The organism is Enterobacter sp. V87_3 (assembly GCF_029967835.1).
Classification (GTDB): Bacteria; Pseudomonadota; Gammaproteobacteria; order Enterobacterales; family Enterobacteriaceae; genus Enterobacter; species Enterobacter cancerogenus.
On sequence record NZ_JASCAM010000031.1, the window covers coordinates 78,762 to 93,067 of the forward strand.

9 protein-coding genes and 1 pseudogene are annotated in these 14,306 nt (G+C 48.6%); all 10 read right to left on the reverse strand.

Features of this window, described 5'->3' with window-relative positions; translation table 11 throughout:
• Nucleotides 1–28 precede the first annotated feature (28 nt).
• The 10 genes and pseudogenes from tssA to vgrG all read right to left on the reverse strand — a co-directional run bounded on the left by tssA (nt 29) and on the right by vgrG (nt 14,249).
• Nucleotides 29–1,606, reverse strand: a complete 1,578-nt coding sequence (gene tssA / locus QLG21_RS19540) for a type VI secretion system protein TssA (protein WP_137849790.1) — start codon at nt 1,604–1,606, stop codon at nt 29–31.
• Entirely contained in the window at nt 1,606–5,013 is a 3,408-nt protein-coding gene (locus tag QLG21_RS19545; protein ID WP_282485039.1) for an ImcF-related family protein, read from the reverse strand. The genes tssA and QLG21_RS19545 overlap by 1 nt, the downstream gene beginning before the upstream one ends.
• Before the next feature lie 21 nt (nt 5,014–5,034).
• Nucleotides 5,035–6,216: a hypothetical protein gene (locus tag QLG21_RS19550; protein WP_282485040.1), complete on the reverse strand. Its 1,182-nt coding sequence runs from the start codon at nt 6,214–6,216 to the stop codon at nt 5,035–5,037.
• A gap of 3 nt (nt 6,217–6,219) precedes the next feature.
• The gene (locus QLG21_RS19555; protein ID WP_282485041.1) at nt 6,220–6,477 is read right to left on the reverse strand and encodes a PAAR domain-containing protein; all 258 of its coding nucleotides are present in this window, start codon (nt 6,475–6,477) and stop codon (nt 6,220–6,222) included.
• 65 nt (nt 6,478–6,542) lie between these two features.
• Nucleotides 6,543–7,262: pseudogene (locus QLG21_RS19560) on the reverse strand (formylglycine-generating enzyme family protein).
• Nucleotides 7,262–7,432, reverse strand: coding sequence for a hypothetical protein (locus QLG21_RS19565; protein ID WP_006178094.1), 171 nt, complete (start codon nt 7,430–7,432; stop codon nt 7,262–7,264). Before QLG21_RS19565 ends, QLG21_RS19560 begins: the two are co-directional and overlap by 1 nt.
• Before the next feature lie 60 nt (nt 7,433–7,492).
• On the reverse strand, nt 7,493–8,461 hold the full coding sequence (locus QLG21_RS19570) for an SUMF1/EgtB/PvdO family nonheme iron enzyme (RefSeq protein WP_282485042.1): 969 nt from the start codon (nt 8,459–8,461) through the stop codon (nt 7,493–7,495).
• Nucleotides 8,462–8,522: 61 nt separating this feature from the next.
• Nucleotides 8,523–9,464 (reverse strand): formylglycine-generating enzyme family protein, encoded by a 942-nt coding sequence (locus QLG21_RS19575; protein ID WP_282485043.1) that lies wholly within the window; start codon nt 9,462–9,464, stop codon nt 8,523–8,525.
• A gap of 37 nt (nt 9,465–9,501) precedes the next feature.
• The gene (locus QLG21_RS19580; RefSeq protein WP_282485044.1) at nt 9,502–11,718 is read right to left on the reverse strand and encodes an ATPase; all 2,217 of its coding nucleotides are present in this window, start codon (nt 11,716–11,718) and stop codon (nt 9,502–9,504) included.
• Between the two features lie 14 nt (nt 11,719–11,732).
• Complete coding sequence (vgrG, locus tag QLG21_RS19585; protein WP_282485045.1) at nt 11,733–14,249, reverse strand: type VI secretion system Vgr family protein; 2,517 nt, start codon at nt 14,247–14,249, stop codon at nt 11,733–11,735.
• Nucleotides 14,250–14,306 lie beyond the last annotated feature (57 nt).

Sequence of the window (14,306 nt, forward strand, 5' to 3'; positions counted from 1 at the left end):
TAGAACAAATAATGTGGTGAGCGAGTAATCAGTTACACAGTACTGCGGCTTTTACCGGATCAATTGCAACCAGCCCAGCCAGCAGCAGCTCCATTTCCGGATTCAGACGTGCCTTATCAGCCTCGCTACGTCCTGCTTTCATGCGCAGCAGTTTCAGGCGGCGGGCTTTTACTTCAAACAGCAGCCCGGGTTCCCACTGGGTGAGCGTGACGGTTGTTGCCCCGTCGTCCAGCTCACCCAAAAGGTGCAGCGCCAGCTCATTTTTGCCCGTCTGCTCGGCGACTCTCGCCATCAACAGACGCAGCAGCCAGCGGTTGCGCCTTGAGGTGATGCCAGGGCGATTTTGCAGCCACGCCAGCGCAGCCTCCGTCCCTTCGCTATCGGCAAGGGCTAAGGCTTCTGTCTCAAGCTGCAGAATGTCCTCATCGTCCACTGCGGGAGAAGCCCCGAGCGTGTGTGTCTCAGACCAGCCTGTCGTGCTCTCCTGCACCTGCTGTTGGATCCAGTTAAGCGTTACTTCGTCGGCAAACGGCGTACCGTCGTTAAAGGCCAGCGTCTCCAGCCCCGTCAGACGTGAGAGAAACCCTTTCAGGTCAGCCTGGATAATGGCCGCCTCGTGTTCACGGCCTGATTTGACCAGCGCCTGATGAAGATACCACTGCACATCCAGCCACAGATGGTTGGCCCCGCGTGACAGCAGGCTGTCCGCCTCCTCCATCAATTCCCGCCAGCTCTGCTGCAAATACAGGCGTTTCAGAAGCGCCCGCTGGTCGGGTTTCGGCGGCTCAATGCGGGTTCTGCCGTCTGCCAGGAGAGCCGGTAGCTGGTGAAGCGTGTCGTGGCGAAGGTTTTTTATTAAACGGTGGGCGGACAGCCATCCTTCCGGCTGGTTTCTCAGGTAATCAGCCAGCACTCGCGCCTGCGCCAGCAGCTCCTGCCCTGACGCGATTCCACCCAGCGAGGGCACGTTCGCGTCCGTCATGGATGTATGACCGGTATCGCTAACGTTTTGCGGCACAACGGCCTCCGGGCCGCCGGATTTTTGCAGACGCGTTTCCAGCGCGGTGTAAAGCCCGGCCGGTAAAACGATTTCTCCTGCCTGCTCCAGCAGTAACAGCGCACCGGTAATACGCAGGGTATCGGCATTGTTGACTTCCGGGTAACGTGCGAGGCTGTCGAGCATTCTGGCGCTGGCAAGCCATTCGAACGCCCCCAGGCGACTGCGCTCGCGCTGCGGATGCAGTTGTACGCCATAACGCAGCACTAATGCTGCCATCAGCTCAAGACCGTCTGCCAGGCCCGCCTCACCATCGCGATGCAGGCGCGCCCAGGCATAATAAGAGACCACGCGAATATCTTTGGTTGTGGTGGTCAGCAGTTTTTCGGCAAGCTGACAGACCAGGTCCGTGTCTGCGCCGGAGAGTTTGTTTACCTCCTCCCGCATCTGCTGAAAATCATCATCGTAGCCCGGGTCTTCCCCGACTGGATTTTCAGCTGATACCGGTTGCAGCCAGTTTTCCCATAGCGACAGACGCTGTTGCGTCCGCGCAGCCACGTCATCTGCATTGGCCTGGCAGGCGCTAATCAATGTCTCAACGGTCGCCATCAGTACGTCTCCTCTGTATTATCTTCGTCCTCTGCCGGGTAGGCCATTGCAGGTGCGCTGACGCTGAATATGGCCTCCGGCAGGCTAAAATTACGTAATTTCAACAGAGCCAGCGGCCCTTCTCCCGCTTCGGTGCGCAGGGTATAGTTCAGCGGCCTGCCATCCTGAGCCTGCCAGCTCAGACTCCAGCTACTGCCCGTTCCCGGGTAGGCGCTGACCGTGGCTTTGTCCAGGAGCCGTATCCAGCCCCATGCGCCGGACATATCGGCGTACTGCCGCGTTCCGGCCTGGGTACTGATCCAGCTCAGGGCCGCACCCGGGGCTTCCGTATCCGCAGGCCAGGTGAATCGCTTCCAGGCGGGCATCTGGTTCATATAACTCAGCTTTTGGCTATCAATCACCAGCGTGGTTTGCATAACGCCATCAGCCGTGCCGGGGCGGATCTCAAAAGAAAGCCCGGCCTCGCCGTTGGTAAACACCACATCGGAGAGGTGGCTCAGGGTATCGACCGCGCGAATGAAGGCCGGATTAAAGGTTAACCCCTGAGCGTTTATGCTGTCCGGTACCCAGTGACTTCCCTCTTTATGCAGTACGCCGTTTAGCCGGGTCTGCAGAAACTGCGTAATGCGTCCGGAATCGGCATTGAGGTATTTCGCCAGCAGCGGCAGGGATACCTCGCTGCTGACATCCTTAAACGGATACCTGCCGCCAAACGCCGTGTTCCAGTCCGCGACCACCGCGCTTTGCCACTGGGCATTGAGGCTTTCCGCTGCCGGGGTCAGCACCTGCTGCCAGGCCTGTTCCATGGGGCGAACGAATACCGTCTGCCCGAAGCCGCTCCACTCCTGGCCCAGTCCCGCCGCCACCAGGCTGCCGTAGTCCCGGGTTTCGGTTAAATCCACCGCCTTTCCCTGGAACACCGTCTGAGCCAGCGCCTGGGTCATCGCCTGCGGATCGGTGGCATTGGTCACCTGCTGTAGGCGCAGGCGCACCTGAGTCACGCGAGTCAGGAAGGTTTGCAGGCTGAGGTCCGCATTGCCCGTCCCTTTCGTCTGACTGCCCATCAGCGCCAGTACCGGCCCAAAGGTTGCATCGAGCGGGCCATGTGCACCGACCTGCTGGTCGATGGCGGGTTGCTCATCGCGGTTAAACAGGTTTTTCGCCGATTTGACCAGCGAATCGGACATTGCCTCCCCGGTCTGCCCGGTGCGTCCCTGTACGCTTAGGGTGTTCATCAGGGCTACCAGCGGCGACTGACGCACATCGGCCATCAGGGTCAACTGGTCAATAGCGTCCGACAGCGTAGCTGCCGGCTGGAGTCGCAGGCTATTGAGGAAGTCGAGCCAGACGCCGCCAAAATCAGCAAAGTAGCGTTCCGTCAGGCGCGCTTTCAGCGCGTCCGGGGAGGCCTGCTGTGTGGCTGGCTGTTTAGTGTCGCTCAGTACCCAGTCCATTTCATCGCGACGCTCCCTGACGACCTTTTCAATGGCGGGCTGCACCGCCTGCTCCCACGCCTGGCGGGTGAACATCCCCGGCACCACTTCACCGGTCGTGAACAGGCACGACGCATCCGTATCGCCGGTCATGTCCGACAGGCGCATGTCGGCATACTGGTTTGCCACCTGCGCGAGCATCTTCTGGTACAGCGTGGATTCGCTGTTACGCATCCCCATCTGGCGGATCAGCAGCGTCCGTGCCTGGCTAATCAGCCCTTCATCAGGATGCAATCGCCACTGCGGATGGGTCACCAGATTGGCGCCGTAGAACCGAAGCAGCGATGTGCCGCTTCCCTGCCAGATGCCGTCTTTCACACCCGAACGCTGCGGCCAGTCCTGCATCAGCATGCCGGAAAACCAGGCGGCGTCCATTCGCTCCGGTCGGGCCAGCATCAGGTACAGTTTCAACTGGTCGTAAGCGGTTTTGGTCATCTTCTCGCGTAGTGGGCTGTCCGGCGGAAGCTGCACGAAGGCGCTCAGCTGTTTCTGAAGATGAGTAGCCGCCGCATCGCGCAGCAGCGGTATCGCATTTTCGCCGTAGCGCGGCAGCAAGGCCGCCAGGAGTTCATCATTCTGGCTAAGGCCGCCGCGGGCGTACCACGGCGCACCGTGTTCCGCGCGATACTGAAGGCGGGAAAGGGTTTTCTGCAGTTCCGAAAGCGCCTGCAGACGCGCAGCCAGCGGCTGATTGTCTGCGGAGGCCTGTTGAACTTGCTCCTGTGCGGACGCTACCAGACTGCGGTTGGCGGTGAAGGAGACCATCATCGAAATGCCCCATCCCACCAACAATACAATGACCGCACCCAGGAGTATTTTTGGAGCGCTGATGCCAGGCTTACGCGGGCGCAGGCCCGCCGGGAGCGACTGCACCGAATCAGTAATAATGTCCCAGCGGTTATCCTTGCCCCAGTGGTGTTTCACGCTGCGCGCGGCTCCCGCTGACGGCGGGCTGAACACCACGCCTGCCAGCGGGAGTGGACGGTATGGATTGAGCAGAATCGACAGCGGCCCTGCCACCGTTTCCGGTATGCGTGAGAGTTGGTCGGCCAGATTCAACAGGAAATTATGCTGGACCTTCGTGCATATCTGCTGAATACCCTGTGCGATAAGAGCAGGCGTCAGGGTGGCAAGCTGATTGCTTAGCCCTTCGGGGCGACTGCCAGATGGCAGCAGAAAACCGACGGGCTGGGTGATCCGATCGGCCTGCTGCCCGGCGCGGGTATGCAGGGACCAGACGTACAGCGGCAGTTGCCAGCCCAGGGCAGCATAACGCGCACTGAGCGACGCGGCGAGGCTGTCCATCGCATCTGGCGAGAGTGCCGGCGCGGCATTTTCCGCCGGTGAATCCAGTTGTGACGTGACCCACACGATGCCGTCCACCGGGCGGCGGCGCAGTTTACGCAGTGCTGCCAGCCAGTCGGTGTCTGCCGGGGTGTTCAGGTCACCGCCCCACAAAAGCAGCGTGCCTTGATCTTCCTGCCAAAGCTCCTGCGTGAGGTTTGGGGTGAGTTGTTCGACGTCAGCGGTGCTGCCAGTAACAAGAAGGATGCGAAGTTTGCGAGGCCAGAAATATCCGTATAACCTATAGAGATACAACCGCAAATTTTTAAACGTATCGCTATGATTTTTCTTGTCATTCTGATTTGATTTTTCGTTCTGGTTATTTTTAAACGTCAACTTATTCAATTGTTGCATAAAACTATGCGAGAGCAACCATTGCCATAAACGGATGAAAAAATCATCAAAGAACAGAACAAATAAACAAAAAACCGCTACGACCAGGGACAATTTAAGTTTTATTTCGTATGTGAGTGGAGGAGTAACTGGATTTTCAGTCCAGATGAGACCTCCGCTGATAACCGCTACCAGTAAAATTATTAACCATAAACTGAAACGTTTTTTCTTTTTCACACCGCTATTCCTTGCGTATTATTATACGGGACGTACAATAGCCATTTGTGTATGTTCCTCACCTAATATAAGCCATTGAGGTTGGCCTGAAGTAACAGCATGTTCGCATGCACATATTAAAGTGATATGTCCTAAAGCGGCCTGAGGTTTACCGAATATATCCTCTAATATGATTTCACCTTTTTTTTCCGATAAAAAATTATTTTTATACATAGCCTGTAAGATCGTAGCCAATAAATTTTTTTCAATTTGCGCTCGCCATAAGAACCACGGTTCTTCTGGTGTAAGTTTCCCCCAACGAGCAGTATCTTCAACTGCAGCATCAGCTTGCGTAATAACAATCGGGCGGTGGATCCACATATTAGGTTTTACTTTCGAACATAACAGCCATGCAGGAGAGGCCAATAGCAGAGCGGAAACAGACTCTGCCTGCTGATCACATGGTTGCAGAAATAAATTACTTTCAACGGATAGGACCACTCCATCATCTTGCTTGTCAAGCCAGTCATCAATCCACATAAGGCCTGTTGAATCATTACTAATGTGGATATCAATGACTCTAAAGGTTGCAGGGAAAATTTTTTGCCAAATTGCGAGAATTTGCTCGTTATTTAGAACCCCCTCATGATGGATACGTACAAAAAAATTACCGCCAAATTGCTCCATCTCATCGTATAGCTGTGCAATTACACGTATTAATATTGACTCCAAACGCCTCTGGTATTCACTCTTAGTCATTAAGTTTAAAGACGGAGATAAAGATGCAGTGGTCAATATTTTATGAAAATCCGGAGAATAATGAGTTTCTAACACACTGTTCCCTTGCAACATTGCAAAGGCAAGTTTATTACTGGCAACAGGTGTAATATAGCTCATCCCTAATACACCAACGGCCTGTTGGCCCAGCAAAACGGTTTCTTGATACAGTTTTTGATGTAATTGATTCCACCATGTTACACGGTCGCGTTCATTTTCATAGCGACTCAATCGGATAGTATAAGTTACGAGCCCTGTAGATATAGGTAACGCCAACAGACAAAACCAGAACCACCCGGAATGTGTTGAAAACTCATCAGGCCATAGGGCGAGCACCAATGTCGCGCCAGCAATAATAATCAGGGCAATAATAATCAACCAGCGAAATTTATCGGGAGCGTCAGGTAACGGTACTTTTTCTGGAATTTTTTTTAGATCAACAGGCATAAATTAACACTTTCCTGCATTTAATAAGGATGAAATCAGCGTGCATCCACAACCACAACGGTGACCGTGCAAAGCTATAGGTTTTCCATTTATTTTTGAAGTTTCATCACCTTCAATAATATATGTTTTACCATGTACAGGACAAAACACCTTATCCATAAAACAGGCAACTTCCAGTCCCATAAATTTCACCCCCGCACTCCCCTCCAGTACTACACCACCGTGGGTTGTTTTATCATGAATACGGATGACACACTGCATATAAGCCTCCACGTTGAATAAGAAGTATTAAAAATATCTCCCTGTGAGATGTGTACTCAAGGGCATTATGATTCATTAGAAAAATATTTAACTGGTTTAGGACTATTCACTACACAGCGTACCGTCTTGTCGCCAGGCAAATACCCTCTGTTTTTGGGATCTGAGAAATGGCGGGTAATTGTCAGGCCTCGCCTCGAACCAGAAAAATCCTGTGAACGAACGACTTTAGTAAAGTTTCCTTGATAATCTTTAAATACAGGATTAATAGGTCCTTGGGGATCTTTAACCGGTGAATATTTATAATATTCTGGATCGTACCAGTCTTTCATCCATTCCCAGCCGTTGCCGGACATGTCGTAAATGCCTAAAGGATTTGGCGGTCGGGCATCTCGTGGCATTGGTGATAGTTTTCCTGGACTAGTACCTTGCTTCTGAGTAAAAATATCAGGATCTGCAGTGGTAATATTAATCCCCTTGAGAACTTATATTTGTATAGCTCCATCATTTGTAGGAGCTATAACAAATTCCCCTCGACTCCTTGAATCATATTCCCATTGAGATTCTGTCGGCAATGCGAATGGTAAATCTGTAACTGTAGCAAGCCAGTGACAATATTTTTCGGCTTCATACCAGTCAACATGTGCAGGTGTTTCAGGCGCGATATTTCTCTCTCGCCAATGCTCCCCCTTTCGACTGTTCAAGTCAATTTTGTGTAGCGGTTTACTGTGCACTTTAGCATCGTATGGTAAACTTTCCGGCCCGTATTGCTCACCATAATCGCTCATTAAAAAATCGCCACCCTTAACATAGACAAGCTCATTTTTAATGAGCTGGTAAATTTATTAAAATCAATACTATTATCCTTTAGTACACTCTCTTTTTTAGAAAACTCTTCACAGGACAGAAGTGGTGTAACAGTAACGATAATTATCCCAATACGATATAAATCGATCATGTCAATTCCTTAATTCTTGCGGGATGATTAAAGTGTCTAGCAAATAGAAATTCTCTTTCATTACTTTACCGGATTCGGATTATTTACTACACAACGTACCGTTTTATCACCCGGAAGATAACCTTCATTGTTGGGATCAGAATAGTACCGAAAAACAGTTGCGCCACGCCTTGGACCGGAAAAATCCTGTGACCGAATGACTTTTGTGTAATTTCCATTACTGTCTTTAAAAACAGGAGTTTCTGGTCCTTGGGGGTCTTTTAATGGTGAATGCTTATAATAATCAGCATCATACCAGTCCTTCATCCATTCGAAACCATTACCAGCCATGTCATAGATACCTAACGGGTTTGGAGGATAAAGATTCCCGGGTAAAGGAGAACTGACCCCCAATGAAGTCCCCATTTTTTTTGCATATTCTTCACTATCATTCTCCCAAGCCACATTACTTTTATCCCCTTGTCCAATTCGTACAGTTCCATCGTTAGTGGGCACTATAACAAATTTTCCTCGGCTACGTGCGGCATATTCCCATTGAGCTTCTGTAGGTAAAGAGAAAGGCAATTCAGTTATGGTAGACAGCCAGTGACAGTATTTTTCTGCCTCATACCAGTCAACATGCGCTGGCGTTTCAGGAGTCATATTTCTTTCACGCCAACGTTGTCCGTTTCGAGTGTTAAAATCAACATTTCTTCCAGGAAGATTATTATACGATAAATAAAACTGATACTGTTTGTTACTTGCCTTAAATTTACTTATCGAAAAACTCGTGAGTTCGACTTTGTGTAGCGGTTTACTGTGCTCTTCCGAGTCATAAGGTAAATGCTCTGGCCCGTATTGCTCGCCATAATCGCCCATCAGAAAATCGCCTCCTTTCACATAGACAAGCTCAGCCTTAATTTCATCTGTGAATTTTGAAAGTTCGGCGTTTTTATCATTCACTACCTGTGTTTTTTGATCCTTCTGGTCACATGAAACAAGCGACAAAATAGTAAAAATAATCATCCCTGTTTGGGGTATAGTACTCATTTCTTCTCCTCGTTTTCCGACGTGCACAGATCTTTTTGCTGTTGAATTGGTGTCACTATCACTACCTAACTGGATCTGAACTATTCACTACACAGCGTACCGTCTTGTCGCTAGGCAAATACCCTCTGTTTTTGGGATCTGAGAAATGGCGGGTAATTGTCAGGCCTCGCCTCGAACCAGAAAAATCCTGTGAACGAACGACTTTAGTAAAGTTACCTTGATAATCTTTAAATACAGGATTGATAGGTCCTTGGGGATCTTTAACCGGTGAATATTTATAATATTCTGGATCGTACCAGTCTTTCATCCATTCCCAGCCGTTGCCGGACATATCGTAAATGCCTAAAGGATTTGGCGGATAAAGATCACCAGGAAGTGGTGAGTAAATACCTAATGAAGTTCCGGATTTTTTGGCATATTCTTTGCTATCTTGTTCCGAGGCAACATTGCTTATATTACCTTCATTGACTCGTATGGTTCCATCATTAGTAGGGGCAATCACAAACTGACCTCTATTCCGTGAAGCATATTCCCATTGTGCTTCTGTTGGTAATGAAAAAGGTAAATCTGAAATTTTAGCAAGCCAGTGACAATATTTTTCAGCTTCATACCAGTCAACATGAGCAGGAGTTTCAGGCGTGATATTTCTTTCTCGCCAATGCTTACCCTTCCGACTGTTCAAATCAATATTTCTTCCTTCCAGATGATTATAGGATAAATAATACTGGTACTCCTTATTACTCGTTTTAAATTTGCTTACAGAATAGGCTGTAAGCTCGACTTTGTGTAGCGGTTTACTGTGCTCTTTAGCATCATATGGTAAACGTTCCGGCCCGTATTGTTCGCCATAATCACCCATTAAAAAATCGCCACCCTTAACATAGACAAGCTCAGTTTTAATCTTCTCGATGAACTTTGAAAGATCAGCGCGGTTCTCCTTGGTTGATTTTACCTTCTGGCTCTGTTGGTCGCATGACATCAGTGGCATGACTGCCAATATCATGAAGCATGTCCTTCTTATAAACCTCATACATCCCCCTTCAAATTTCAAGGATATTATCATTTACAGGGCTGAATTTCATGGATTTTGGATAAAAATCATTATCCATGGTATATAGCCTGTAAAACTCAGTATTGTTCATTGAAAGAGCATAGCCCCATGAAGGACTCGTCTTTAATCTTTTGTATATTTTATCCATTTCTTTGTCTTTGTTGAGACCTTCCTGCAGAAATTCTTTCAAATCATTCATTTTTTTCTGAGCAATCATATATTTTAACGCGGAATTACCAGCAGCCAAGTCACTCCCGTCTGCGTTACAGTGACTAAATACCTGGAACCATTCCCGTTGTGTTTGAATACTGTCTAAAATGGTCAAGATAGCCTCTTTACGATTGTGATAGATGTCCAACATACTCCTGTTATCTAAATCTCGATGATCATTGAATCCATGACGTGTAAGCAAATACAATAATATCCCTTTTGCTTCGGGAGTCATTATCAATAATGATTTAGGTTTAGACAAAATACCTTTAGCAATTTCATTTCTTTCTTTGGATTTAGCCATCCCTATTTCTAAAGATGCTACAACATTATAAAAATCGCTCTCTATCTGGTCTATGCTCGACTTAAATGTTTTTAAATCAGATTCAACCTTCGATTTCATTTCCGTTAATAATAATATGCTTATTTTTGTAAAAATGCCGAAAGCACGCTTTGAAATGACATCAAAAAAAGAATAATCAAGCCCATACAACTGATAAACCAACCAATAGCCAAAATCATAGAATTTATCATAGTCAACTTCTGCTTCGAAAGAACCTTTCGCACCGGCCCCTAAACACAGGCTGGCCGCAATGCTGAAACAAAAACGCCCATTGATAAAATCACATTGAAACTTCCCTCCCGCCCCAAATCCTACCATTCCAACTACCGCTTCAGAAATCGAGCAAAAGTCGACAAATTCAGCAGCTTCTTTAGCTTCATCACCAGTTTTTCCCTGATGGGCAGTTAACTCGAGAGGCTGTAACCACTGTACTCCTCCTTTCATTTTGAATTCGGCACGCGCTCCAGCAAATATCTCTGCACTGGCAGATGCACCTTCTTCATTTTGTTCTCGGGCTTGGTGGAAAGCGGCGCCCGTAGGAGAATGTCGATTTCTGAAGCGAGGGAGGCGGCCCTCACGATTCCCGATAATCGCCTGTTTCGCTCCAATGGTCGTTACCTGCACTTGTGCCTCAACCTGCAACGATGCACCGGCAAACCCAATAAGCGAAGTCTCCAGGTAGATTCTCCACATGCCCATATTGAGAACCTTACTTTTCCCTGGAGGGGGCAGCATTTTTAAAGACCAACCGATACTATCTGGCATGTAAAATGTGGCAACGGCTGTACCGGAAGCAACGGATAGAACGGTACTGTGTTCTGCTTTAAGGGTTGCTTTTCCATTGTAGGGATCCCATTCCCCGGATGCACCAGTGTTGGAAGCAAAACGCAAAAATTGAGCACCTGCAGATACATCAATGTTATGGTTATCTTCGTCCTTGTTCCATGATGTAGCCCAATCACAAAGCGTATTATCAATGTTACCAATATCTTTTACTTCGAAAAATTTCACCCCCTTATTTTCAGATTCAATTTTTTTCAATTGTTCCTTTATTTTGGGGATGTTTATACTTTTTATATTACCGTTTGCATCACGATTAAATATACTTTCCTGAGCAGAACTTCGGTCTCGCCCTCGCAAACTTACTCGGTGTATACCACCAGTACCAAAGTTATCTATATAGGACTTTTTAACATAAACATAGCGACTTCCTATGCCCTGGCGACCTCCTTGCTGTTTTTTTGTTTTTATAGGTATTAATTCAACAACTTTTTCATACCCAGCGCCTCCCGATTCAAAATCGCCGAGCCTATTCTGTAATTCCTCTTTTTTATCTGCTAACTTTTGTTCTGCTTCCGCTACTTTAGCTTCAAGTAATGTAAGCTCAGAGACTCTATCTGGGTAAGGTTGGACTTTTCTATAGGCTTCAATTGCCGATGAATAAATTTTATTTGCTTTATGAACTTCATCCACCATTACCATTAGTTTTTTTGCGTGATCATCCAAGTCAGCTGCAAGCTTCTCATTAAGGAGAATAAGCTCCTCTTTTTCCGTGCTAAAATAGATGAGCGTAGATTCATGGTGTGCTATAACTGAACTACCATCTTTTTTGTTCAGGATGCCTTCAGCTGCTGGAGTTTCCTGTCCATTCATAATGACCTCCATGTTTACTCAAAAAATAATTTTATCGATTCAGGGTCTAATCCATAATGACATTGCGTGTATCCATTTTCGTCAGTCATACCCCGAACAATTGTTCCATCCGATGTTTCTATGCGATAAGGTATAAATGCTTTGGGCCGTTTTGTATTCTTATCGACCACCTGAAAACGTTCATTCATAGGGTATTTAAATTGAGGATCTTCAATTGACATAGGTTCGAGCGCATTTTCAAGTGAAGATGTACCACCCCATAATATATTCAAACTTTTAAGATCGATTTTCCCCGGAGCACCAATTTCAATAGAGCCATTTTTAATTTTTATATATGCCCCACCCGTACTGGTTAATATTATACCTTTTGCTGCATTCAATACAATTTCACCGTTAATGCTATTGATTTGCATATCTTTGTCAGATTGAACACGTATTTCATCCGTTTGCGCTTGTATGTCAACCTTCCCCCTGGCAGCAAATATTTTTATACCTAACTTCTGAGCAAATAAGCTTATCGCTTCTCCTGCCGCGACCGTAAATCTTTTGAAAATGCTCATATCTACATTTTCACCTGCCGTAGCCGTAAATGTATGGCCGGACGACAACTGAATATTTTTGGGTGTTGTTAACGCAATTCCTGCTGGGGCTGATGCCAGAATTCCCGCCTCTTTTAATTGATCCATGGCTTGATTAAGTTTTTGTTGTGACGCCCTGTCTGCATCAAGCGCACCAGACACTGCAACGCTTTGAGCCATCGCAGTAACCAGCTCTAAGGCATTTTTTAACTGTGCTACAGCAGCCCCCATGTCCAGAGTTTTACCTTGCCCATTTGGCTGTGCATCGCTGCTGATAAAAATCCCCTTACCACCACGTAATGCTCCCCACGAGTCAGTTCTCAGCTCAAATCCTTCTCCCCGAAGTGTCCGCCCGGCATCCACGTTATGCCCCAGGTTCAGCTGCGTTTTGCCGCCGTACTCGGTACTGAGCTTGATATGCTCCTCGCCACGTTTGTCCTCCATCCGCAGTTTGTTGTTCGCCGGCGAGCGGATCACGTTGCGGGTGCTGTTCTTCTCGGTGACATGGTCGACGTGGCGGGAGTCGTGCAGGGCATGGGCGATATACGGCCGGTCAGGGTCGCCCTCATGAAACGCTATTGCCACTTCCGTCCCCTGAATTAACGGGAAGTGGAAGCCGTACACATCACCGCCGTAGGGTTTGGCGAGGCGCACCGGCATACTCTCCTGGCCCTGCGACTTGTCATCCCGGTCAGCATCAAACTTCACCCGGTACAAGCCGGACGCATCCTGCCAGGCGTAGATGTCGTTAGCCTTTGCGCTGGTGACGCGCGCGGTCATGGTGCCGGTCACTTTCGGGCGCGGCAGCAGTGGCGGACGCCAGCACAGCGTTTCGCTGTACGGGACCGCCAGCAGGGTGACCTGGAGTGCATCCCTGCGGCTGGCAGTGAATCCGACAGCGGTAAGCAGTAACGGACCCTGAAGCATCTCTGGCAGCGTCGGCGGCAGGCTGTCGGTGAGGGTCAGTACCTGAGCCGGGGCAAGCGTCACATCCGTGCTTTTACCGGTGATACGAACCTGATCCGCCAGAAAACGCTCATGGTCAAGACGTGCATAGAAGTTGGCGGTTTCCGCCTGCGGGTCAATTTTATCGCCGCGCTCAAGATGGCGCAGCCGGTAGTGATACACCTCGCCGTAGGTCATCCCTTCGCCGTCGCCCCGCGTCATATCGGCAGGGGCGGACTGGAGTACGCTCTGCGCGTCACGGTGGTTGTAATCTTTCGTGGTGACGTTTGCTTCCACCACGTTGTGTGAGACGTTGAGCCCCCACACCGAATCCGTGCCGCTGTCACTCATCCCGGACGGACTGTTTACTGGCAACGTTTTACCAAACATCAGCGCACGCTGTGCGTCGGCAAAGTGTACTACTTCCGACTGCGTATCCTCCTGGAGAGTGAACCAGTAAAATATCCCCACCTCGGCCAGCAAACGCTGAATAAAGGTAAGGTCGCTCTCCTGATACTGGTTTATCTGCTCACGCTTCGGGTAGTTCTGTTTTAGATTGAACTCGTACTCCCAGCCGTGCAGCCCGTGTTCTTGCAATACCTGCTCCACCACTTCCGGGACGGATTTGTTCACAAAAAAACGGTGAGTACGGAACTGCCGGCCCAAAAGCGCAAAAAACGGTTCAACGAGAATCTGGTAAGTAGACTGATCTGCAGAGCCACTGATACGTCGAAAATGTGTCACGGTGCCATGGATCACCTTCATTCCAGTCATGGCAGCCAGGGAGCCTGTTCCCATTGAGAGAGTGGCAGACTTATTCAGTAACTGTTCTGCAGAAATATCGTGGTCAATACTGGTGAAACGAATGGTGTACAGATACAACGCACTCATACATTCGCGGCCACTGAACTCTTCAACGTCCAGAGGTGACGAGCAGGACGGGATATCAAGGCGATAACGGTTAAGCGAAGATGTGAGAGTTTCAGAAAGCGTGTTTTTTAGACTCATGGCTCTGATTCCAGATTAATAAACTTTGCGCAATAAAAGACAGTTCAGGATCTGTTT

Excerpts from the sequence above, each read along its gene's own strand:
- QLG21_RS19570 (WP_282485042.1), bottom strand. The coding sequence starts at position 8,461 with ATGAGTACTATACCCCAAACAGGGATGATTATTTTTACTATTTTGTCG.
- QLG21_RS19555 (WP_282485041.1), bottom strand. The coding sequence starts at position 6,477 with ATGCAGTGTGTCATCCGTATTCATGATAAAACAACCCACGGTGGTGTA.
- QLG21_RS19580 (WP_282485044.1), bottom strand. The coding sequence starts at position 11,718 with ATGAATGGACAGGAAACTCCAGCAGCTGAAGGCATCCTGAACAAAAAA.
- QLG21_RS19565 (WP_006178094.1), bottom strand. The coding sequence starts at position 7,432 with ATGATCGATTTATATCGTATTGGGATAATTATCGTTACTGTTACACCA.
- QLG21_RS19575 (WP_282485043.1), bottom strand. The coding sequence starts at position 9,464 with ATGATATTGGCAGTCATGCCACTGATGTCATGCGACCAACAGAGCCAG.
- vgrG (WP_282485045.1), bottom strand. The coding sequence starts at position 14,249 with ATGAGTCTAAAAAACACGCTTTCTGAAACTCTCACATCTTCGCTTAAC.
- tssA (WP_137849790.1), bottom strand. The coding sequence starts at position 1,606 with ATGGCGACCGTTGAGACATTGATTAGCGCCTGCCAGGCCAATGCAGAT.
- QLG21_RS19550 (WP_282485040.1), bottom strand. The coding sequence starts at position 6,216 with ATGCCTGTTGATCTAAAAAAAATTCCAGAAAAAGTACCGTTACCTGAC.